The organism is Oribacterium sp. HCP28S3_H8 (genome assembly GCF_052064775.1).
Classification (GTDB): Bacteria; Bacillota; Clostridia; order Lachnospirales; family Lachnospiraceae; genus Oribacterium.
The window spans coordinates 128,074-150,960 of sequence record NZ_JBQHUZ010000007.1; the positions used below are offsets into that span (position 1 = coordinate 128,074).

The 22,887-nt window shown below is 47.3% G+C and carries 21 protein-coding genes and 5 tRNA genes; 5 read left to right on the plus strand and 21 right to left on the minus strand.

Annotated elements, in window-relative coordinates; all coding sequences use genetic code 11:
- Positions 1-5 precede the first annotated feature (5 nt).
- The 5 genes from ACTNEN_RS09735 to ACTNEN_RS09755 all read right to left on the minus strand — a co-directional run bounded on the left by ACTNEN_RS09735 (position 6) and on the right by ACTNEN_RS09755 (position 1,710).
- Positions 6-212, minus strand: a complete 207-nt coding sequence (locus ACTNEN_RS09735; protein WP_441206132.1) for a hypothetical protein — start codon at positions 210-212, stop codon at positions 6-8.
- Entirely contained in the window at positions 212-406 is a 195-nt protein-coding gene (locus ACTNEN_RS09740) for a hypothetical protein (RefSeq protein ID WP_441206133.1), read from the minus strand. The genes ACTNEN_RS09735 and ACTNEN_RS09740 overlap by 1 nt, the downstream gene beginning before the upstream one ends.
- An 87-nt stretch (positions 407-493) precedes the next feature.
- A complete protein-coding gene (locus ACTNEN_RS09745) occupies positions 494-721 on the minus strand; it encodes a hypothetical protein (RefSeq protein ID WP_441206135.1) in 228 nt (75 codons plus the stop codon).
- A gap of 9 nt (positions 722-730) precedes the next feature.
- Entirely contained in the window at positions 731-1,483 is a 753-nt protein-coding gene (locus tag ACTNEN_RS09750) for a BRO family protein (RefSeq protein WP_441206137.1), read from the minus strand.
- A 23-nt stretch (positions 1,484-1,506) separates the two neighbouring features.
- Complete coding sequence (locus ACTNEN_RS09755) at positions 1,507-1,710, minus strand: helix-turn-helix transcriptional regulator (protein WP_441206139.1); 204 nt, start codon at positions 1,708-1,710, stop codon at positions 1,507-1,509.
- Between the two features lie 124 nt (positions 1,711-1,834).
- Between ACTNEN_RS09755 and ACTNEN_RS09760 the strand changes: the two genes are divergently transcribed.
- Entirely contained in the window at positions 1,835-2,248 is a 414-nt protein-coding gene (locus tag ACTNEN_RS09760; protein ID WP_441206141.1) for a helix-turn-helix transcriptional regulator, read from the plus strand.
- A gap of 25 nt (positions 2,249-2,273) precedes the next feature.
- On the opposite strand, the gene ACTNEN_RS09765 is transcribed toward ACTNEN_RS09760, so the two are convergent.
- Complete coding sequence (locus ACTNEN_RS09765) at positions 2,274-2,396, minus strand: hypothetical protein (RefSeq protein ID WP_441206143.1); 123 nt, start codon at positions 2,394-2,396, stop codon at positions 2,274-2,276.
- Between the two features lie 198 nt (positions 2,397-2,594).
- Here ACTNEN_RS09765 and ACTNEN_RS09770 point away from each other — a divergent pair, with 198 nt between their 5' ends.
- The 3 genes from ACTNEN_RS09770 (at position 2,595) to ACTNEN_RS09780 (ending at position 4,332) form a co-directional block, all read left to right on the plus strand.
- Positions 2,595-2,780 (plus strand): type II toxin-antitoxin system HicA family toxin, encoded by a 186-nt coding sequence (locus tag ACTNEN_RS09770; RefSeq protein ID WP_441206144.1) that lies wholly within the window; start codon positions 2,595-2,597, stop codon positions 2,778-2,780.
- 46 nt (positions 2,781-2,826) lie between these two features.
- The gene (locus ACTNEN_RS09775; RefSeq protein ID WP_441206146.1) at positions 2,827-3,222 is read left to right on the plus strand and encodes a type II toxin-antitoxin system HicB family antitoxin; all 396 of its coding nucleotides are present in this window, start codon (positions 2,827-2,829) and stop codon (positions 3,220-3,222) included.
- 114 nt (positions 3,223-3,336) lie between these two features.
- Positions 3,337-4,332, plus strand: a complete 996-nt coding sequence (locus tag ACTNEN_RS09780) for a tyrosine-type recombinase/integrase (protein ID WP_441206148.1) — start codon at positions 3,337-3,339, stop codon at positions 4,330-4,332.
- Between the two features lie 152 nt (positions 4,333-4,484).
- Here ACTNEN_RS09780 and ACTNEN_RS09785 read toward each other — a convergent pair.
- The 13 genes from ACTNEN_RS09785 to ACTNEN_RS09845 all read right to left on the minus strand — a co-directional run bounded on the left by ACTNEN_RS09785 (position 4,485) and on the right by ACTNEN_RS09845 (position 14,948).
- Positions 4,485-4,564, minus strand: a tRNA-Leu gene (locus ACTNEN_RS09785).
- Between the two features lie 44 nt (positions 4,565-4,608).
- Positions 4,609-4,681, minus strand: a tRNA-Lys gene (locus ACTNEN_RS09790).
- Positions 4,682-4,689: 8 nt separating this feature from the next.
- Positions 4,690-4,761: transfer RNA gene (locus tag ACTNEN_RS09795), tRNA-Gln, on the minus strand.
- Positions 4,762-4,783: 22 nt separating this feature from the next.
- A tRNA-His gene (locus ACTNEN_RS09800) sits at positions 4,784-4,857 on the minus strand.
- Positions 4,858-4,908: 51 nt separating this feature from the next.
- Positions 4,909-4,982 (minus strand) — tRNA-Arg (locus ACTNEN_RS09805).
- 142 nt (positions 4,983-5,124) lie between these two features.
- Complete coding sequence (gene rdgB, locus ACTNEN_RS09810) at positions 5,125-6,288, minus strand: RdgB/HAM1 family non-canonical purine NTP pyrophosphatase (RefSeq protein WP_441206149.1); 1,164 nt, start codon at positions 6,286-6,288, stop codon at positions 5,125-5,127.
- A 47-nt stretch (positions 6,289-6,335) separates the two neighbouring features.
- Positions 6,336-7,577 carry a THUMP domain-containing class I SAM-dependent RNA methyltransferase gene (locus tag ACTNEN_RS09815; protein WP_441206151.1) on the minus strand — a complete coding sequence of 414 codons (1,242 nt, stop codon included), beginning with the start codon at positions 7,575-7,577 and terminating at the stop codon, positions 6,336-6,338.
- Positions 7,574-8,242 (minus strand): DUF1700 domain-containing protein, encoded by a 669-nt coding sequence (locus ACTNEN_RS09820; RefSeq protein WP_441206153.1) that lies wholly within the window; start codon positions 8,240-8,242, stop codon positions 7,574-7,576. Before ACTNEN_RS09820 ends, ACTNEN_RS09815 begins: the two co-directional genes overlap by 4 nt.
- Before the next feature lie 30 nt (positions 8,243-8,272).
- Positions 8,273-10,081 carry an aspartate--tRNA ligase gene (gene aspS, locus ACTNEN_RS09825; protein WP_441206155.1) on the minus strand — a complete coding sequence of 603 codons (1,809 nt, stop codon included), beginning with the start codon at positions 10,079-10,081 and terminating at the stop codon, positions 8,273-8,275.
- Positions 10,082-10,138: 57 nt separating this feature from the next.
- A complete protein-coding gene (gene hisS, locus ACTNEN_RS09830) occupies positions 10,139-11,410 on the minus strand; it encodes a histidine--tRNA ligase (RefSeq protein WP_441206156.1) in 1,272 nt (423 codons plus the stop codon).
- 42 nt (positions 11,411-11,452) lie between these two features.
- Positions 11,453-12,718 (minus strand): diaminopimelate decarboxylase, encoded by a 1,266-nt coding sequence (locus ACTNEN_RS09835; RefSeq protein ID WP_441206158.1) that lies wholly within the window; start codon positions 12,716-12,718, stop codon positions 11,453-11,455.
- 61 nt (positions 12,719-12,779) lie between these two features.
- Positions 12,780-14,213, minus strand: coding sequence for a pyruvate kinase (gene pyk, locus ACTNEN_RS09840; RefSeq protein ID WP_441206159.1), 1,434 nt, complete (start codon positions 14,211-14,213; stop codon positions 12,780-12,782).
- Positions 14,214-14,309: 96 nt separating this feature from the next.
- On the minus strand, positions 14,310-14,948 hold the full coding sequence (locus ACTNEN_RS09845) for a hypothetical protein (RefSeq protein WP_441206161.1): 639 nt from the start codon (positions 14,946-14,948) through the stop codon (positions 14,310-14,312).
- A gap of 293 nt (positions 14,949-15,241) precedes the next feature.
- Here ACTNEN_RS09845 and ACTNEN_RS09850 point away from each other — a divergent pair, with 293 nt between their 5' ends.
- The gene (locus ACTNEN_RS09850) at positions 15,242-19,633 is read left to right on the plus strand and encodes an acyl-CoA dehydratase activase-related protein (protein WP_441206162.1); all 4,392 of its coding nucleotides are present in this window, start codon (positions 15,242-15,244) and stop codon (positions 19,631-19,633) included.
- Between the two features lie 157 nt (positions 19,634-19,790).
- Here ACTNEN_RS09850 and glyA read toward each other — a convergent pair whose 3' ends face one another.
- Both glyA and recJ read right to left on the minus strand, forming a co-directional pair.
- The gene (gene glyA / locus ACTNEN_RS09855; protein WP_441206163.1) at positions 19,791-21,044 is read right to left on the minus strand and encodes a serine hydroxymethyltransferase; all 1,254 of its coding nucleotides are present in this window, start codon (positions 21,042-21,044) and stop codon (positions 19,791-19,793) included.
- Positions 21,045-21,079: 35 nt separating this feature from the next.
- Entirely contained in the window at positions 21,080-22,831 is a 1,752-nt protein-coding gene (gene recJ / locus ACTNEN_RS09860; RefSeq protein ID WP_441206164.1) for a single-stranded-DNA-specific exonuclease RecJ, read from the minus strand.
- Between the last annotated feature and the right edge of the window lie 56 nt (positions 22,832-22,887).

Genomic DNA, 22,887 nt, shown 5'->3' on the forward strand with positions numbered 1-22,887 from the left:
AGGTGTTAATTTCCGTCTTTGGTCTCTACATCAGTTGCCGCTGGTGTGGAGACGTTTTTTATATCATAAGTGTTACCCACTTCTGATATCGTTCCACCTATGATGGATCCTCTGTCCATCTCCCGGTGGATTAACCTCAGAGACTTGTTGATGGCTTCTGCCTTGTCTCCAAGGAAGTCAAACTTTATTGTTACAACTGTCTGCTCCATCATCAGAACTCCTCTCCAGCGACTCCAAATGAAGCACAGCCCATCATGCCTAATCCAATCCCTATGGAATCGGCAATTCCTCCAGGACTAGCCAGAAGGATGAACACCGATGCCATCGTCAGCCCGATCCCTGCCAGGGTCAGCAGACCGGCGACGACGATTCTTTTCTTTCTTCTTTTTCTGATTGTTGTTTTCATCTTCATCAGCTCCCTTAATAAAGTCTTTACAAAGTATTTCCCTTGACCTCTCTGCACATGTGGGTCCATGCAGGCAGCTCCGGCAGGTCATCCTGTCTCCTTAAAGAGCTGTACCCACTCTTCCGCTGTCCAATTCAGCTTCTTATAAAGGATCCTGAGCTCTGCCGTAGTCCAGTCTCCCCGGATCTTCCTTCTCCGCATTGTCTCGTGTGCGATTCCAAGCATCTGCTCGACATCCTGCTGATTTGGATATCCGCTTTTTACAGCCTGTCCCAGGATCAGTTGAGACATGTGGCTAATGTTTCTGCGTCTCATAGCTCCCTCCTATCCGGCAAGGAATTTATTGGTGAAGTACACCTGCCCTTTCCCAGTTAGTTTTGTTGTGCTCGTCACCAGTGGGGGCTTGTCTCCACGCTGTACTGTTCTCTCAATCCTCTCAAACAGCCCCATTTCCATTGCCCGCTGCGTCGGCTCCGTAGAGTTCTTGATGATAAAACCATTATCACGGAACCACTTGTAAAGCCGCTTCTCACCAATATCCACTCCGTTCTGACGGAGGATTTTGGCAAAGTCGCGAACGAGGATTGAGGTCTCGCTGGCAGTGACTGCATCGGCGAATAGCGCTTTAGGCTGTAGTTGCTTGTTTTGAACTTCCAAAGCTTTCCGCTTTTCCTGCTCTGCCTTCAGTGCCTTGAGAACTGTGATCATTCCGTCAGGATTAAGCAGTGCCTTTTCAAGAGTTTCCGGCGTCATGTAAGCACCGTGCTTACGGATGGACGGGAGAACTTCGGAAGTGACCCAATGTTTGAAACGCTTGGCGTTTGGCAATTTGCTCGAAAGAACTAGGCTATATAGACCAGATTCATTAATTAGCCATCCACCACGCTGCCCTAAACTCGATAACGATTCGTTATTGAGTTTGTCCTCATCGTCTACATGGTCAGCTAATGCTTTGCTTGCGTTCTGATACCCTAGAATGTCTGCGACATCCTTGCCAACAAAGTATGGCTGTTCATTGATCTCCATAGTTCGGACTGTTCCGAACTCTTCATTCTTAAAAACTGTTAATTCGTTCATGCTCCACCTTTCTTAAGTCTACATTATGTAGACATTTTAGGTAATAAAATATCATCTTCTGTAAATCCGGTAATATGGCAGAATGCATACAAAAATGTTGTTTTGACTTCTGCTTTCCCGTTTTCCACCTCATTTATGTAGGTTCTTGAAAGCCCCATCTTGTTTGCAAGCTGTTCTTGCGTTAGTCCGGCGGCAACTCTTGCAGCCCTTAACGGAATTTTCGCCATTCGTTCACCTCCTTTTTCTCTTGGTCACACGTGTATAATAGTCTACTTTATGTAAACTGTAAATACATTTTGTAGACTTTTTATTTAGAACGGATTACAATAAGTGTACATGGGAGGTGGATCAATGAGCGACTTAGAATATGGAAAAATAATATCAAAGAATTTGAAAAGAATTTTTTATGAACACCAAAAAACGCAAGCAGATGTTGCCAAGGATTTGCACATCAGCAAAGCAACTATATCTAGCTGGGTTAATGGTACAAGAGTGCCAAGAATGGATAAAATTGATCTGCTTTGCCATTACTTCAATGTAACAAGGCAAGATATTATGGAGCATCCCTCTGATAGAGAACCAAATACTCAGGCATACTACCTCAATCCCGAAACTGCCCGAGTAGCCCAGGAAATCTTTGATGATCCCAACAAACGTATTCTCTTTGATGCCGCAGAAAATGCCACTCCTGACCAACTCCAAAAAGCCGCACAATACATTGAATTTCTTAAATGGGGAGATGCTGATAATGACGATCCTGCCTGACGATATACATATTTATCCGATCAATTTACACAAGGTCTCCGGCAGAGCTTGCAATGAAGCTGTCGTGCCGGATGCAGAGGATGACGGATGGACGGTTTATATAGACAAGAATCTGTCCGATCAGAAGTACCGAGAATCTTACGATCATGCCATGAAGCATATCTTAGGAAAACATTTTGAGATGCATGATGTGCAAGATATTGAATATGAAGCTCACAGGGGCAACTAGTCGGAATTTCCGAACAGTTGAAATGTAAACAAATTGCACGCATTATACACGTGTTACCGTTGACATACGTATTTAACACGTGTATAATATATTTGTAATCGAAAGGAGGGTAAAGCATTGAAAGTATCCGAAATAGTTAAGCTCCTGAAGAAAAACGGATGTTACAAGGTTAGAGAAGGTGCCAATCATGAATGTTGGTATTCACCAATAACCGGAAAAAACTTTTCCGTTCCAAGGCACTATAGTAAAGAGCTCGTCAAGAAAACGGAGCAAAGTATTTTGAATGAAGCGGGGCTGAAATAAGCCCCACAGCTTCAATGCTTTACCTTAATTGTGCAAGGAGGTAATTATGGCTAAGTATATTTATCCGGCGGTTTTTTCTGAAGAAGATGATGGTTACGCTGTAAATTTTCCTGATCTTGAAGGATGCTTTACCTGTGGGGATACCTTGGCTGAAGCTTTGTATATGGCTGAAGATGTGTTGTCTCTTATGCTGGTAGAATACGAAGATGAAAAAAAGAAAATTCCCGCGCCGTCTAATGTGAAGTCTATACCAACGGCTGAAAACGAATTTGTAAATCTTGTTTCCTGCGATACGGAAAAATATAGAAGGTTGCTGAAAAAAACAGCTGTCAAAAAGACTCTGACAATTCCTGAATGGTTGAATGAAGCCGCAACTGCTGCTGGAATTAATTTCTCAAAGACCCTACAGGATGGTCTGAAAGCCCAATTAGGAATGCAATAAAAAATCCCCCGCTGATTGCCTTCAGCGGGGTTTGTTCTCTAAAAAGAAGAGAGTATGAAAATCGCCAACCTCATTGTACTCTCTTTTCGATCAAAGCACAAGGAAGGAGGTACTATGGCTACCATAGAGAAACGCGGTAATTCTTACCGGATTCGTAAGATGATTAACGGAAAAGTCTATTCTCTCACACTGGACTATAAGCCCAGACAATCGGAAGCTGATAAGCTTCTATATGCCCTCACGGATGCTGAGAAAACAACGTCTAAGACACTATCCTTTCAGAAAGCCGCAGAAAACTATATCTCGACAAAAGACTCTATCCTTTCACCGTCTACAGTCCGTGAGTACAGGTCCCAGCTTCGTACCATGCCGTCAGACTTCACTAAACGTCCAATAGCGGGCATTTCATGTGCAGACGTACAAACACTCATTAACGATTATTCAAGGTCTCACAGCCCCAAATCCGTGCGTAATTTGAGTGGCTTTGTTTCCGTGGTGATGACCTTTGTCAGACCGAGCTGGCGTAACTCTGTATCACTTCCGCAAAAACGCGCTGTCAGTTTTTATGTGCCGGAAAAATCCGATGTAAAGCGCATCCTGGAAGCGGTAAAGGGGACTTCATACGAGCTGCCTTTATGGCTTGCTTGTTTCGGCTTGCGGCGGTCTGAAATCATAGCCCTGGAACGGTCTGATCTTGACGGAAACACAATTTCCATCAATAAAGCTCTTGTACTTGATGAAAATCGTAAGTGGGTTCTGAAATCAACTAAAACCACAGCTTCCACTAGGAAAATCATTGTTTCTGATTATGTCGCATCTCTCATTCGGGGTTGTCCAGAAGGCAGACTTTACCGGGGACATCCCGGACAGATCAACGAACATCTGGAAGCAGTCGAAAAAGAACTTGGCATCGAAAAATTTTCTTTACATAAGCTGCGTCACTTTTTTGCATCCACTGCCAGGGAAACTATGCCGGATATTTATGTTGAGCAGGCAGGAGGATGGAAAGCCGGATCGCAGATCATGCGGAAAGTCTACGACTATGCGCAGCGAGAAGAATCTAAAAAAGCACAGGAAGCCCTGGCGTCTCATCTGTCAGATATCCTCTGATCCTTGGACCATTTTGGTCAAATTCTTGGTCAAATTTTTATATAAAAACATTAGATTCCATGTCTAATAGAATAGATTTTTAACATAAAAAAATGGCTTGAAACCTTAGGAAAATCAACGTTTTCCTCGATTTCAAGCCATCCTTTTCAGTCTGCGGATAACAGGACTTGAACCTGCACGGTCGCCCACCAGAACCTAAATCTGGCGCGTCTGCCAATTCCGCCATATCCGCTAAAACAAAAAATCCTGTAAGATTAACCTTACAGGATTTCTACATGAGACACGTGGGAATCGAACCCGCGACAACTTGATTAAAAGTCAAGTGCTCTACCGACTGAGCTAGTGTCTCGTAATCAACAGGGCCAGTTGGATTCGAACCAACGAATGCAGGCGTCAAAGGCCTGTGCCTTACCGCTTGGCGATAGCCCTATGCACTGCCTGCTATGGCTAGGGTGGGTACTGGAACTCGAATCCAGGATCTCCAGAACCACAATCTGGCGCGATAACCAACTACGCTATACCCACCATATTACGGTCTGCCATAATAGCAGTACCTTTCCTCACATCTGTGAGAACTGAGCCCGGGGGGATTCGAACCCCCGACCCACGGCTTAGAAGGCCGTTGCTCTATCCAGCTGAGCTACGGACTCACATGATGTCGTCTCAGCGACTCATATATATTAGCCAATCCGTCTTAGATTGTCAATACCAAAAAGAAAATTTTTCAGATTCCGTCTTTTAGGCTTTTGCTTTTATATAGTAGTTATACTAACCTTTTAAACTGCTTCTCATTCAGCTTTCTTTATAGTACGCCTGACTGTAAAACAGCTCTCCGTTATCCAGGATTTCAATCAGCATAAACGATGGACGGCGGTCCACCTGTCTCGGATAGCTGATGGAACCGGGATTCACGCACATAACACCATTGACTTCATGCTGAAACGGACGATGTGTATGCCCGAAAAACGCGACATCACAACCCCTTGTCCTAGCTTCGTCCGCAAGGATACTGACATCCATGCTGACACCATAATTATGTCCATGGGTCAGGAAGCATTTTTTATTGCCAAGTGTAATTTCCAGTTCCCTGGGCAGATCCGAGAAATAATCGTTGTTTCCCTGTACAAAATAACAGCTAACGTCATTGCCGGCATACTGGCGGAGACTATCCTCCGATCCTTCGACATCGCCAAGATGTATCATAATGTCAATCGGGCGCACCATATCAATAACTTTTTTGAGATTATCATCCTTACGATGGGAATCACTGACTACCAGTACACGCTTCCGACGAGGTTTGTCCTCAAGCGGAGCAACTCTTTTAGAGATTTCCGCATCGGACTCCCGGATATGCTGAAGCAGACGACGCATCTCCCTGAGAGCCTTGCCTCTGTGAGAGATACTGTTTTTTTCCTCTGCGCTTAACTCCGCCGAGGTTTTATGGAACTCCGGCAGATACAGAATCGGATCGTATCCAAAGCCATTTTCTCCGGCAGGCTTATACGCAATAATCCCCGGGAAAATTCCCTCCGTATGAAACACCCTGCCATCCGCAAATGCCGCACAGATATCGCATGTGAAATGCGCTGCTCGTTCATCGCCCTCGGCATATTTCAGCTTATCAATTATGTGCTGATTTTTAACCGCATAGCTGGTATCCTCACCCAGATATCTCGAGGAAAAAATTCCGGGGCCTCCATGCAGCCAGTCTACGCAAAGTCCGGAGTCATCTGCCATAATAATATCGTCATCTGCAAGCATATGATGTGACTTCATGTACTCCCGGATCGCAGTCGCCTTGATTTCGGAATTTTCAGCAAAGCTTTTACCATTCTCCTCCGGTTCAAAATCTATGCCCAGCTCGTCCTTCCCAACAATCTCAGAGGCAACGTCTGACATGATTTGCCGGATTTCAATCAGCTTGTTTTTATTATGCGTTGCAAAAATCAATCTCACGGTAAATTCCTCCGTTACTTAACTCTGTATAAATTGCGGAATCCGACTTACTTCCTTAGCATCCTGCCGGACCTGTCCTTCCCCGCAGGACGTAAAGCACCGGTTTTGGCTCCATCCGTACGGCGGACTCGTTTCCAGCCGTCATAGCTGTAAAAATATGTCTTCATCATACCATTGTAGATCTTACGATTCCGGTCCGCTCTGCCCAGGTATTTTACAGCATCCTCCCAGGCCGTGATGATATGCATGTTCCAGCTCGGGTCGAGACTCTGATAGACCTCCCTAAGCTCTGTATACAGCATCGGAAGATTCCGTTTGTCCTCAATGCGCTCTCCGTACGGCGGATTGGTGATGATATATCCATGCTTTCCGCCATGCGACATATCCGCAACATCCCTTACCTGCAGATGAACCAGCTTGTCAACACCGGCTCTCTCGGCATTTTCCCTTGCCACCTGTATAACCTCAGGATCAATATCATACCCCTGGATATCAACCTTCTTGTCAAACGCGTTGTACCCGGTTTCCAAAAGATGCCGGTCCACAAGATCATTGGCCTCTTCCACCGCATTATACCAGAGTTTTCTGTCAATCAGATTGGTCCATGCCTCCGATGTAAAAGCACGGTCCATGCCGGGTGCAATATGCGCCGCCATCATTGCGGCTTCAATGGGGAATGTTCCCGACCCGCACATTGGATCCACAAACGGTCGGTCATCTCTCCATCCGGAAAGCATGATCAATGCTGCCGCAAGCGTTTCCGTAATCGGCGCAAGTCCCTGCTTCAGGCGGTATCCCCTCTTATGGAGAGATTCACCTGAGGTATCAAGGCATACCATAAACTCGTCCTTCAGTGCAAATACCCGGATCGGATATTTTGCGCCATGCTCCTCAAAGCTGGAGACGCCATAATACTCCCCCAGTCTCACAACCATGGCCTTTTTCATAACAGACTGAATGTCTCTCGTGGAAAACAGCTTGGATTTGATAGAGCTTGCCTTGGTAACCCAGAAGCTTCCGTCTTTAGGAATGTATTCCTCCCACGGCAATGCTTTGGTTGCCTGAAAGAGTTCCTCAAAGGTTTCCGCATGGAAAGAGCCAACCTTAAGGAGAACTCTTTCCGTCGTTCTCAGAAAGACATTGGCTCTCGCAATGGCATCCGCATCTCCCGTGAAGCTGACTCTGCCATCCGTTACCTCAGTGATGTCATAACCGAGATCTATGATTTCCTTCTTTGTTATCGCTTCAAGCCCGAAGTGGCATGGAACAACGATTTCGCAGGTTTTCATCTGTCTAATATTCCCTTAATGAACCATAAAATAACAGCAACCACCAGAAGTGGCAGAAGTACAGGCGACAGTAACGTAAATATGCCGCCCAGCAGCATTCCCAGCAGATATAGTACCAGTATGGTTATTAAAACAAGTACAAAGCATCCCGTACCGCTGGTTGTATAAACATGAGTGTTTCCAAAGGGATTACTGCCCCAGGGATGGGAGTGCGAATTTTGTCTGCTGCCATGGCTTCCATTCTCCACACTCTGTCCATCATATGCAGTCTGCTCTCCGGAATCTGTCTCGGAATCCGATGCTTCCTCTCTCTGCGGTCCCTGATCCCGCCGGAAAAATTTATCCTGCGGACTTTCCGAGTCCTCCGCAGCACCGCGATAGCCAAGATCCTCCTCATCACTATTATAATTGATCTCAGCCTCGGTATAGCGGAACGGTGTTTCATTGGCAACAACATCACCGCCCGCTTCTGCCGCATCAATGATCGTCTTGGCCAGCAGTCTCGGATCTCCAAGTCCCTCCACAACTGCTTCCTCAGCATTGCCTAGGCGGATCTGCTCATTTATATAATCATTATAGTATTGCAGCTGGTTTTGGATGACCTCGTCAGAAACATTCTGACTCAGCTCTCCCCGCAGCTTACGGAGAAACTCATCTCTTGTCACAGTCACGATTCCTTTACTTAAGCGTCTTTATCAGTTACTCTCCGGAGCCTGATCCGGTACTACAGCGATTCCAAGGTCGGTAAGCTGCTGCTCGTCAAATACAGGCGCTGGAGCCTCCATCATCGGATCCGATCCATCCTTGACCTTAGGGAAGGCAATGACATCACGGATTGTGTCCGCACCCACCATCCACATGGCCAGCCGGTCCAGACCATATGCAAGTCCTGCATGAGGCGGAACTCCATACTTAAACGCCTGCATCAGAAAGCCGAACTGCTGATTGGCTTTTTCCGGAGTAAATCCAAGCTTTTCAAGCATCTTTTCCTGTACATCTGCCTGATGAATCCGGACTGATCCTCCACCAAGCTCTGTGCCGTTAAGAACAATATCGTAAGCCTTGGCCCTGACGGCACCCTGATCGGTATCCACCAGCGGCAGATCTTCCTCCATCGGCATCGTAAACGGATGGTGCATTGCCTGATATCTGCCAAGCTCATCCGACCACTCAAACATTGGGAATTCTGTTACCCATAAAAATTTCCAGGCTTTTTTGTCAATCAGATCCAGGTCCCTGCCAAGCTCCAGACGAAGCGCTCCGAGAGCATCCCAAACCACTGTCTTCTTGGTATCCGATACAAACATCAGCAGGTCGCCCGGCTCTCCGTCCATTGCTGTGATAAGTGCTTTGATCTCTTCCTCGGACATGAACTTACTGAAAGAGGACTTGCAGCTTCCGTCTTCATTGATTGCAAGATATGCGAGTCCCTTGGCACCATATCCCTTGACAAACTCCGTATACCGGTCAATGTGCTTCCGCGGCATATGTGCCTGCCCTTTGACATTCAGCCCCTTGATTCTGCCGCCCTCCTTGGCACAGTTAGCAAAGACTCCAAAGCCGCAGTCCTTTACCGTATCCGTAACATCATGAAGCAGCATATCAAAACGCATGTCCGGCTTGTCAGATCCGTAATTGTTCATTGCATCGATCCACTTCATGCGCATCAATGGAAGCTGTACATCTACATTGCAGATCTCCTTAAACAGGTACTGAAGCAGTCTCTCATTGACCTCGATAACATCATCCACATCCACAAAGGAGAGCTCCATATCCACCTGTGTAAACTCCGGCTGCCGGTCCGCACGGAGATCCTCATCACGGTAGCATCTTGCAAGCTGGAAATACCGGTCAAAACCAGAAACCATCAGGAGCTGCTTTAAAAGCTGCGGCGACTGCGGCAGGGCATAAAAGGATCCGTGATGCATACGGCTAGGCACGAGGAAATCTCTTGCACCCTCCGGTGTAGACTTGATCAGCGTCGGCGTCTCAATTTCAAGGAAGCCATTGTCCGACATAAAATTACGGATAAGATGCGCAATCTTTGCGCGCGTCATAATCCTCCTAGCAAGTTCCGGTCTTCTTAAATCCAGATACCGGTACTTAAGCCGGACGTTTTCGTTAGTTGCAATACCGTCCTCAATCGGGAACGGCGGCGTTTCGGCTTCAGCCAGGATCCTGAGTGTCCGTGCGGAAATCTCAATGGAACCTGTTTTCATCTCCTTATTGGTATCCTTACCTCTGGAACGTACAATACCGGTCACCGCGATTACAAACTCCGAACGGAGCTTTGCGGCCTTTTCAAATACTTCACTTCCGCAATCGGCCTCCTCAAAAACAATCTGGAGAAGTCCGCTCCGGTCTCTTAAATCTGTAAAGATCAGACCACCTTTATTTCTGGATCTCTGCACCCAGCCCATCATGGTAACTTCCTTACCAATGTAAGACTCGTCAAGCTCTGTACATCTGCACGTTCTGTGCAGACCCTTCATCGATTCTGCCATGTTACTACCTTCTTTATTTATAGATAAAATCGCTTCCTGTGCCAAAAAAGGCATCTTTCACTTCAAGTCGTCCTGATAGAACTCCTTAAATGCAGTATACCCCTCTGCTGTCAGCTGATCTTTCTGGAATTTCTTATTTTTATTCATCCGGGAAACCAGCACAATTTCGCCTCTCTGACGCATCTCCATTGCCTCATTGAGCGCTGCTGCCGTTTTTTCCGCATCGAGATTTTTATCAAGCAGGAATGCTGTTTTCCTGATTTCTCCCGGGATACTTTCACCGGCATCCATCATGATCGTGATGATTCTCTCAAAACCGATGGAAAATCCAACCGCCGGTATATCCTGACCGGTAAATCTGCCGACCATTTTATCATAGCGGCCTCCACCACCGACAGAGCCTGCAAAGCCCTCTGCACGGATTTCAAAAATCGGTCCGGTATAGTATCCCATCCCGCGTACCAGTGTCGGATCAAATTCCACTCTGACATCCACACTTTTAATCTTGGAAACTGTTTCAACAATTTCTGCAAGGTTGTCTGTCACCTTAACCGGAAGCACATCCTTAAGCTTCTCTCCCAGCGTGCGAATGTCGGATGCCTCTGTACCGATCGTAGAAAGCAACTCCTGATACCGGTCGATGATGCTCTCCTCATAGCCAAGAGAGAGCAGCTCCTCCTTGACACCAGCATTTCCGATCTTATCCGCCTTATCAAGACTAATGCAGACCTTCTCAAAATCTGCCTCCTGGAAACCGGCATATGCCTGCATCCCTCGCAGGATTTCACGGTCATTGATAACGACCTTAAAATGATACTTCTTTCCAAATCCAATGCGGTTGAGAAGCGTCGATATAGCAAGAATCAACTCAATCTCCGATGTATTGCCGGCATCGCCAAAGATATCAATATCACATTGAACAAATTCGCGGAACCTGCCCTTTTGCGGACGGTCTGCGCGGAACACAGGTCCAATCTGCAATGCCTTAAACGGATTTGGCAGCTGTGCCTGATTCTGACTGTAAAAACGAGACAGCGGAAGCGTCAGATCATAACGCAGTCCGGAGTCTGCAAGCTGGTCCATATCGCCGGATGCATATGCCTGCTCCAGCTTGTCGCCTCTTTTAAGGACCTTGAAAATCAGCTTCTCGTTATCGCCGCCCTGCTTGGAAAGAAGGTTTTCAATATGCTCCACTACCGGAGTTTCTATTTCCGTGAAGCCAAATTCACGGTATGTTTTCCGGATTTCGGACAGTACATACTGGCGAAGCTCCATCTCTCTGGGCAGTATATCCTTCATACCGGTTACCGGTTTTTTCTTTAATGCCATACAAAATACCTCATCTGAAATTAGTCACGAGTTATTATTATATCACATATATTTCTTCATAGTATCATCAATATCCAGAGTCGCAAAATAATCCTTTGGTGTCTCTGCACGGCGGATGAGCTTTACAGATCCATCCTCCCGCAGCAGAAGCTCAGAGGACCAGAGCTTACCATTGTAGTTATAGCCCATGGCAAAGCCGTGCGCACCGGCATCATGGATGAAAAGATAATCTCCCTTTTGAAGCTTTGGCAGCGGACGATCAATGGCAAACTTATCATTGTTTTCACAAAGCGATCCTGTAACATCATATACCTCCTCAGAGGCTTCCTTTTCCTTGCCAAGCACCGTAATGTGGTGATATGCACCATACATCGCAGGCCGCATGAGATTTACTGCGCAGGCATCCACCCCGGCATAATGCTTATAGGTCTCCTTGAAATGGATGACCTTGGTAACAAGTGCTCCGTACGGCCCCAGCATAAATCTGCCCATTTCCGTAAAAAGCCGGATATCTCCAAGTCCATTTGGCACCAGTACCTGATCAAACATACGGTGTACCGCTTCCCCGATCTTTAGAATGTCGTTGGCTTCCTGCTCCGGGCGATATGGGATGCCAACGCCGCCGGAAAGATTGATAAAATCAAGGCATACACCGGTCTCTGCCTTGATCTTTACTGCCAGTTCAAAAAGCTCCTTTGCAAGCGTCGGATAATAGTCATTGGTAACGGTATTGGATGCCAGAAAAGCATGGATACCAAAATGCTTTACTCCATTTGCCTTCAGGATCTTATAGCCTTCGATGATCTGGGCTGTTGTCATACCATACTTAGCATCCTGAGGATTGTCCATGATGGTATTGGCAATCCGGAAATATCCGCCCGGATTATACCGGAGACACATCGTTTCCGGCAAATATCCCAGGGTATCCTTAAGCTCCTGGATATTGGAAAAATCATCCAGATTGATGATAGCACCAAGCTTTGCAGCAAAGCGGTACTCCTCTTCCGGCGTATCATTAGAGGAGAACATAATATCCTGCCCCTGGAAGCCGCAGGCATCCGACATCATAAGCTCTGTGATAGAAGAACAGTCCGTACCACAGCCTTCCTCTTTCAGAATTTTTAGTATGGTCGGGTTTGGCGTGGCCTTCACGGCAAAATATTCTTTAAACCCCTTGTTCCAGCTAAATGCCTGATAAACCTTCCTGGCGTTTTCCCGGATTCCTTTCTCATCATAAAGATAAAAAGGAGTAGGATATGTTTCATTGATGGTTTGTACCTGTTCCCTTGTCACAAAAGCCTTTTTCATAATATATGTTTCCTCTAAACGTTCATTTCCAGTTCCCGACCGTCTGACAAACTAAACCAGATTACGCCTGCATAATCCTCATGATATTGGTAGCTGCTGCCGGCTGATGCTTGGTCAGTCTGGAAAGCACACCTGCAGTAATTACGCAGAGATCTCCATCCTGGATCAGATTCCGGTTTTTAAGCTCCTCAATGGAGGACTCAAACAGCTCATCGGTGGTATCCGCTCTTCTAGCCCATACCGGTGTTACACCCCAGAGCAGCATCATCTGACGAACCGTGCCCTGATTTGGAGACAGTGCCATGATTTCTGATTTCGGACGATACTTTGAGATGAGACGTGCTGTTGTGCCGCTCATTGTCGGTGCTACAATGGCTCTTGCCTGAAGCTCATGTGCCGTTGTGACAGATGCCGCGCAGACTGCATTCGCAATGTTCTGATAGATGCTCTTTTCTACCATCCGGTTCTTGTAGATATCCTTATAATTCAGGAACTGCTCTGTGTACTCCACAACAGACGCCATCATATCAAGTGCTTCCACCGGATACTTGCCGTTGGCAGTTTCTCCGGACAGCATCACTGCATCTGTGCCAAGGTATACTGCATTTGCAACATCCGTAACCTCTGCTCTTGTCGGACGCGGATTACGGATCATGGAATCCAGCATCTGGGTTGCTGTAATAACAATCTTGCCGGCAAAGTTTGCCTTGGAGATCATCTCCTTCTGCAGCTGCGGAAGTCTCTTGGCTTCGATTTCAACACCCAGATCTCCTCTTGCCACCATGATACCGTCTGCTGCCGCAATGATCTCATCCAGATTATCCAGTCCCTCCTGAGACTCAATCTTGGCAATGATCTGCATATGTGAACCAGCCTCATCAATCGACGCGCGGATCTGATTGATGGTCTCCGCATTTCTGACAAATGATGCCGCAACAAAATCAAATCCCTGCTGGATACCGAACTTGATATCGTCAATGTCCTTATCGGTAAGACCCGGCAGGCGAATGGAAACATTGGGAACGTTTACGCCCTTCCTCTCGCCAAGCTCACCGCCATTTACAACAGTACAGTGGATCTCCGGTCCCTGGACATCCTTAACCTTAAGACCAATCAGACCATCATCGATCAGGATCACATTCCCCGCAGACACATCCTGGTTCAATCCATCATAATTGATGTAAACCTTGTCCTTGTTACCTGTGATTTCCTCTGTTGTCAGAGTAAAGTCCTGACCGGTCACAAGTGTAACCTTCTCATGATTCTCCAGAAGTCCGGTACGGATCTCCGGTCCCTTGGTATCCAGGAGAGCTGCGATCTGACGTCCGCTGTCCTTTCTTGCTTTTTTAAGAAGCTCCAGACGATCCAGATGCTCCTCATGGTCACCATGCGAAAAATTAAATCTGGCAACATCCATCTTTTCCGCAAGCTTTCTCAGAATTTCATAATTATTTTCATTTGGTCCAAGTGTACATACAATTTTGGTCTTTCTCATAAATGAACTCCTTTACTTTGACTCAACTCATTTCAATAAACTCTATAGCTAAATGCCGCACATGGCAGGTCCTCCTGCTCCATCTGCGGCATGCCTTTAACGATAATCATTAATATGAAAAATATGCTTCGGTCTTCTGGTGGTTAAGAAAAAAAACAGCGCCACATTGAGAAGTGCAAGGCCGATCATCACCTTGGTCGCCACACCGCCGGTAATAAACTGAAAAACATAAAGAACTACTTCAAATACCGCAAGCCAGCTTGCTTTAATCGGGATCAGAAAATAAAGCAGAAAGGTTGCATCCGGAAATGTAATGGCGTAGGCCAGGAAAATGCTGAAGCTCATATAAATAGGATAAAGCTGCATCGGATATCCGGTAAATATGTAGATTAAAAGACTGGCAAGCACCAGCATCAGCGCTCCGGAAAAGAAAAAGAAATTATACTGAAATACTCCCCAAACCCGTTCCAGCGTTGTGCCGAGACTATAGTAGACAAAGACCGCGATCAGCATCCAGATGAGACTCGTGGAGGGCGGATAAAACAGAAATGTAACAATCCTCCAGATGTGTCCATGCAGGATTGCTTCCGGATCAAGATCCAGGTAATAGTAGTAAAACAGCGGATTCACTACCTGAATCAGGAAACCAACCACATACATGACGCAGATATATTTCATAAGATTCGGAACTGCATATTTGCCGAATTTTCTCTCAAGCTTCTGAAAAAAAGTCAAATTTCAACCTCCTGCTCTCTCATGACAGCTCGCTGCCATACGCCGTGATGATAAATCCACTAAGTACCTGCCGCAGGGCATACTACGCGCGCTATACTCTAAGTTAGCAAGAGTATACTTGCTATACGAGGATTTTTCAAGAAAAAAAATGCTTTTAAATAGGTATGGAATTTATAATTATTTAATGATGTCCTGTCTTGAAGCGGACATACATCTATGTTACATTACCTTATTGACATCTTTTTTTGCCTTAAGGATGTCGTTTTTATATGGAAATGGAGTGTAATTTATATATGACACATCAATACAGATTAGGAATTGACATCGGTTCTACCACTGTTAAAATCGCAATTCTTGATACTGAAAATACTCTTTTGTTCTCGGATTACCGTAGACATCACGCCAACATTCAGGAAACACTGGCGGATATTCTGGAGGAAGCACGGGAGAAGCTCGGCGAAATCCATCTCGCATCCGTCATCACCGGTTCCGGGGGACTGGCTCTGTCCAGACATATGGATGTATTTTTCTGCCAGGAGGTTGTCGCAGTTGCGACTGCTCTTAAGGATTTCCGTCCGGATACGGATGTTGCGATCGAGCTCGGTGGAGAGGACGCCAAAATCATCTATTTCAAGGGCGGAATTGATCAGCGTATGAATGGAATCTGTGCAGGAGGTACCGGTTCCTTTATTGATCAGATGGCATCGCTCCTGCATACGGATGCTGCAGGTCTCAACAAGCTTGCTGCCAATTACCAGATGATTTATCCGATTGCTGCAAGATGCGGTGTATTTGCCAAAACCGACATTCAGCCGCTGATCAATGAGGGTGCCGCGAGAGAGGACCTTGCTGCCTCGATCTTTCAGGCTGTGGTAAATCAGACGATTTCCGGTCTTGCGCAGGGGAAGCCTATCCGGGGACATGTTGCCTTTCTCGGCGGACCTCTGCATTTTATGCCGGAGCTTCGCAATGCATTTATCCGTACGCTCAATCTCCATGATGATGAAATCATTGCGCCGGAAAACAGCCACCTTTTTGCCGCGATCGGTTCAGCGCTTAACTGTCCGGAAGACGCCAAAGAGACTGCGATTTCAGATCTCGTGGAGCTGCTCCGCCATGGCATCAAGATGGATGTGGAAATCAAGCGAATGCCTGCGCTCTTTAAAAATGAAGCCGAGTATCAGGAGTTCAGCGAGCGTCATGCAAAATCCAAGGTAAAAACCAGAGACCTCGCATCCTACCATGGAGATGTTTTCCTTGGCATTGATGCCGGATCCACAACAACAAAGCTTGCGCTGGTTTCCGACCAGGGAGAGCTGCTCTATAAATTTTATGCCAACAATAACGGATCTCCCATCGCGACAGCCATAAAATCCATAAAGGAAATCCGTGATCTGCTGCCTTCGGACGCTCATATTGTATACAGCTGCTCCACCGGCTACGGCGAAGCATTGTTAAAGTCCGCCTTCCAGCTGGATGAGGGCGAGGTGGAAACCATCGCGCATTATTATGCCGCTGCGTTTTTTGAGCCGGATGTGGACTGTATCCTGGACATCGGCGGACAGGACATGAAATGCATCCGCATTAAGGATGGCACTGTGGATTCCGTTCAGCTCAATGAAGCCTGCTCCAGCGGATGCGGTTCGTTCCTGGAAACCTTTGCCAAGTCACTGAATTATTCCGTCATTGACTTTGCACATGAGGCGCTTTATGCAGATAATCCGACCGATCTCGGTTCCCGCTGCACGGTTTTTATGAACTCCAACGTAAAGCAGGCACAGAAGGAAGGCGCCAGTGTTGCGGATATTTCCGCAGGTCTTGCTTACTCTGTAATTAAAAATGCGCTGTTTAAGGTCATCAAGGTTACCGATGCCAAGGATCTCGGTCAGCACATTGTTGTACAGGGCGGTACATTTTATAATGATGCCGTACTGCGCGCATTTGAAAATCTGCTTGGAACGCACGTCGTTCGTCCGGACATCGCCGGTATTATGGGAGCCTTTGGTGCCGCGCTCATTGCAAGAGAGCGTTACCATCTTGCCAACGCCAGATTAAAGGCAATGAAGCCCGGCGAGGAGGTTGATGTACCAAGAACCTCCTATGGGCGGATTCAGTCCAGCATGCTTTCTCTTGACAAGATCATTGAGCTTAAATACACCACAAAGATGACTCGCTGCAAGGGCTGCAATAACAGCTGCGTACTGACCATCAACCAGTTTGGTGCCGGCAGAAACTTCATTTCCGGAAACCGCTGCGAGCGCGGTCTTGGAAAAGCCAAGGTAAAGCAGAACATTCCCAATCTGTTTGAGTATAAGCTCAAGCGCATGTTTGACTATGAAACTCTGCCCCAGGACCTGGCGGTCCGCGGCGAGGTAGGTATCCCAAGAGTTCTCAATATGTATGAGAATTATCCATTCTGGGCTACCTTCTTCCGCGAGCTTAAATTCCGTACGGTTTTGTCTCCGGCAAGTACAAGGCAGATCTACGAGCTTGGAATTGAGTCCATCCCGTCCGAGTCCGAATGCTATCCTGCCAAAATAGCACATGGTCACATTGAGTGGCTGATCCGCAAGGGACAAAAATTCATCTTCTACCCCTGTGTACCATATGAGCGCAATGAAACCCCGGATGCAGGCAATCACTATAACTGCCCGATGGTCACCTCCTATGCGGAAAATATAAAAAACAACGTGGAATCCATAGAGGACAACAGCGTCATGTTTATGAAGCCCTTTGTGGCGTTTACCAACGAGAAGATCCTGACCGATCAGCTGGTAAAGGTATTTGTACATCCGCAGCATATCGAGGACTCCATCCGTCCGGTCGGTGAGCTTACACTGGATAAAATCGGGGAACAGTTCCGCAAGTGGAATTTCACGGAGGAGGAAATCCGTCAGGCGGCACATGAAGCCTGGGAGGAGCTTAACCGCGCACATACCGATATAGAAAAGAAGGGGGAGGAAACCCTCCGCTGGATGAAGGAAACCGGGCACCGCGGCATTGTGCTTGCCGGTCGTCCGTATCACTGTGATCCGGAGATCAACCACGGCATACCGGAGCTGATCACCTCCTACAACTTTGCCGTTTTGACCGAGGATTCTGTATCTCATCTCGGTAAGGTGGAGCGTCCATTGATTGTCACAGACCAGTGGATGTACCATACCAGACTGTACCGGGCCGCGGAATTTGTTAAGACACAGGATAATCTGGATTTTATCCAGCTAAATTCCTTTGGATGCGGTCTGGACGCTGTTACCGTAGACCAGGCAAGAGATATCCTCACCGGCTCTGACAAAATCTATACCGTACTGAAAATCGATGAGGTCAACAATCTCGGTGCTGCAAGAATCCGGATTCGTTCTCTGCTTGCCGCGATCCGTGTCCGGGACGAGAAGCATTTTGACCGGACGATCCGTCCCGCAAATTATGACCGGAAGCTCTTTACCAAGGAAATGAAGCAGGAACAGTATACAATCCTCTGTCCTCAGATGTCGCCGATTCACTTTGAGCTGATCGAAGCTGCGATCCGTGCCAACGGCTATAATCTTGTAGTGCTTAATAACGCTAACCGTACCGCAATTGATACAGGACTGAAATACGTTAATAATGATGCGTGCTACCCTTCCATCATCGTTGTCGGTCAGATCATGGACGCACTGCTGTCCGGTAAATATGATTTGGATCATACCGCTGTCATCATGTCCCAGACCGGTGGCGGCTGCCGCGCATCAAACTATATCGGATTCATTCGCCGTGCACTGGAAAAGGCGGGAATGCCGCAGATTCCGGTCATCTCACTCAATGCCAACGGTATGGAAACGACCCCGGGCTTTAAGATCACGATCCCGCTGCTCACCAAGGCTCTGCAGGGCGTAGTCTACGGAGACATTTTTATGCGTGTGCTCTATGCCACAAGACCATATGAGCTTGTGCCGGGATCTGCCAATGCCCTGCATGAGAAATGGAAAAAGATCTGTGTTGCTTCCCTTTCCAAATCGAGTGCCGCCATGCATGAGTTTGAAAAGAACATAAAGGGCATCATCCATGACTTTGACCATCTGCCCCTTAAGGATGGAGTACAGAAGCCAAAGGTCGGCATTGTCGGAGAGATCCTTGTAAAGTTCTCACCGCTTGCCAACAACCATATTGTAGATCTCCTGGAAAAAGAGGGTGCGGAAGCCGTTATGCCAGATCTTATGGATTTCCTGCTCTACTGCTTCTACAATCAGAATTTCAAGTACGAGAATCTGGGTGCTTCCTGGAAGGGAAAGACCTTATGCAATGCCGCAACCAATATGCTGGAGTTCCTGCGTAAAACGGCGCGTAAGGAGCTCGCGCACTCCAGCCGCTTTACACCGCCCGGAAAGATCCGCGAGCTTGCAGAAATGGCAAGAGAATATGTATCCCTTGGCAATCAGACCGGTGAGGGCTGGTTCCTGACCGGCGAAATGCTGGAGCTGATGTCGGAGGGTGTCAACAATATTGTCTGCACGCAGCCGTTTGGCTGTCTCCCGAACCACATTGTAGGCAAGGGTGTCATCAAGGAGCTGAAGCGTCATAATCCGGATGCGAATATCATTGCCGTCGACTATGACGCAGGTGCCTCTGAGGTAAATCAGCTCAACAGAATCAAACTGATGCTGACCGTAGCGCAAAATAATCTGAAAGAAAAAATGAACGCCTGATGTATTAAAAGAGGCGAACAAAAAAGGAATGTCCCTCGGGGGACATTCCTTTTTTTGTTCGCACATTTGTTGGCATATACATGGATTTACTGAGCTCTGTCTGTCTTTCTGATAAGCAGATATCTGCGGAGCACCAGGATTTTACGGATATCAGCTATCAGCCCTCGTAAATCGGATACCTGTCGGTAAGCTCCCGCACCGCATTGATAATAGCTTCTCTGGAGTTATCAAAGTCAGTCGCTGCCTTCCAGATACAATCCGCGATCGGCTTCATATCCTCTTCCTTCATGCCTCTTGTCGTAACCGCTGCAGTACCGATTCTGACACCGGAGGTAACAAATGGAGAACGCGGATCATTAGGGATCGCATTACGGTTTAATGTGATATTGACCTCATCACAGCGATTCTGCAGTTCCTTGCCGGAAAGCTCCGGAAGATTGGTAAGATCAACAAGCATCAGATGGTTATCCGTACCATTGGAAACCAGCTTAAAGCCACACTTCATCATTTCATCCGCAAGTGCCTTACAGTTCTTTACAATCTGCTGCTGATAGGTTTTAAACTCCGGCTTCAGCGCCTCGCCAAAGCAGACTGCCTTGGCTGCAATGACATGCTCAAGCGGACCACCCTGTGAACCCGGGAATACATTTTTATTAAATTTAAAACGATCTGCAGCCTCCTGGCTGGAGAGAATCAATCCTCCTCTCGGTCCACGCAGTGTCTTATGGGTCGTCGTAGTTACCACATCCGCATATGGAACAGGGGACGGATGCAGTCCGGCAGCCACAAGTCCTGCGATATGAGCCATATCCACCCAGAGCACCGCTCCGCACTTATCCGCAATTTCCCGGAATCTCTTAAAATCAATGACTCTCGGATATGCTGAAGCACCGGCAATAATCATCTTGGGATGATTCTTAATGGCAAGTGCTTCCACCTCATCATAATCAATATAGCCCTCGCTGTTGACACCATAAGGAACGATATGGAAGTATCTGCCGGAGAAGTTGGCAGGTGAACCATGTGTCAGATGTCCTCCTGCATCCAGTGACATGCCCAGAATCGTGTCTCCCGGATCACAGACCGCCATCGTCACAGCCATGTTTGCCTGCGCGCCTGAATGCGGCTGAACATTGGCATATTCACACCCAAACAGCTTTTTGGCACGCTCAATAGCGATGGTCTCAATCTCATCTACATTGACACATCCGCCATAATAGCGCTTTCCCGGATAGCCCTCTGCATATTTATTGGTAAGGACCGTACCCATCGCAAGCATCGAAGCTTCTGACAGGATATTTTCAGAGGCGATCAGCTCTATATTATGCTGTTGTCTCTCATACTCCTTTTCAATAAACGAACCAACCTCGGGATCCGCGGCAGTGATAAATTTCATTACTTCCTTGATCATGAAAATACCTCACTTTCTCATGTCGTATGATGGCCTTATGGCTTGAACTGATAATCGTTTATGATGATCTGCAGCTCTTGTCTGCCATTATACTCATTAATATCCGGATAGTAAACGACATCAATATGATGATTCTGTTCTTTTTCCTGCATAAACCGATCCACATCAGAAAATAAAAGCCCTGTGATCCTTCTCCCGGTTCCGGAAACGAGCTCCAGCTTTACCACATTATGCTTCTGGCCGAGAACCCGTAAGGCTGCAATGGTCAGTCCCTTTGTTGCAAACAGAGGCTTCGGATTGCCGGTTCCAAAGGGCTCAAGCTTATCAAAATCATGGATCAGGTCGAAAGTGATATAATCCACCGGCATCGGAACGTCAATCCAGAGCTTCTCGACAAGCTCCTCGCGGCTTAAGCTGCAGTTGCTGTTAAGTGCTGCCCGGAAGGCATCAATGTCACTTCGCTTAAGAGAAAACCCTGCTGCCATTGGATGCCCTCCCCATTTTGTAAGGTACTTGCTCACTTCCTGAAGCTTCTCCGACATAGGATACGCTTCGATGGATCTCCCGGAGCCTTTTGCCATCCGGGTACCATCATCACTGTCCTCTGCATTGGTGATCACAAAGGATGGACGGTAATACCTCTCCTTAAGTCTGCCGGCAACAATCCCGGCAAGGCTCTCATGCAGATCCGGCAGATATACAACCAGCACACGATCCGAGGCATACGTTTCCTCCACCTGCTGAAAGGCTGTTTTGCACGCCTCCAGGGTCATATCCTTCCGGACATCATTCAGCGACTTAAGTCGGATGGCTCTCTCGTATGCCTCGGCGCGATCCTCTGCGCGAAACAATGCGAGCGCCTCCACAGCGCTTTCCAGCCGTCCCCCTGCGTTGATGCACGGTCCCAGTACAAACCCGATATGGTAGGTACTGATCTTTTCCTGCTCCGAGAGCCCTGTGATCTCCAGTAACGCAGCAAGTCCCGGATTGGACGTTTCCTTGATCCTCTGAAGCCCGTATTTTACGATCAACCGGTTTTCATCCTGTAGTCTCACCACATCACAAACCGTTGCAATCGCGGCAAATTCCAGAAATTCCATGGACTCCTCTACAGGGAGATTCCGTTTCTGATACAGGAGCTGAATCATTTTCCACGCCACCACGGCACCACAAATCTCCGGGAACGGGTAACGACTGGATTCTCTCTTGGCATCCACCACCGCAGCTGCAGGCGGCAGAATATCGCGGGATTCACATCCATAGTCCTCATCCGTTTTCTGGCGGACATCGTGGTGATCCGTAACGATGACATTCAAACCAAGCTCCCGGGCATGCCTAAGCTCCTCCACCGCGGAAATTCCATTATCACAGGTCAGAATCGTGTATATGCCATCCGCCTTTGCACGGTCAATGATGCTCCGATTGATGCCATATCCATCCCGGATGCGGTCAGGAATCTGATAATCCACATCCGCTCCCAGATGCTTAAGTCCCCGGAAGAGGATGTATGTGGCGCAGACTCCATCTACATCATAGTCCCCGACAATACGGATTTTCCGTCCCTCCCGGATGCAGCGGTCCAGATTGTTCATGCATCGGATCGCATCCGGCAGCAGAAGTGGCGAATGCAGTCCATCCTCCAATGTCCCGCTCAGGAAATTCCGGATCTGACTCTCGGAATTAACTTCCCGGTTTCTGAGGATCCTCGCAGTCACAGGATCAATGCCAAATTTTGCCGCAATGCCCTGGAAATCTGCTTTTTTATTATATAAAAACCACTTTTTCAATCTCTATCTCCTTATGGTGATCCTGACAGATCTTATGTATAATATATTCATGATAA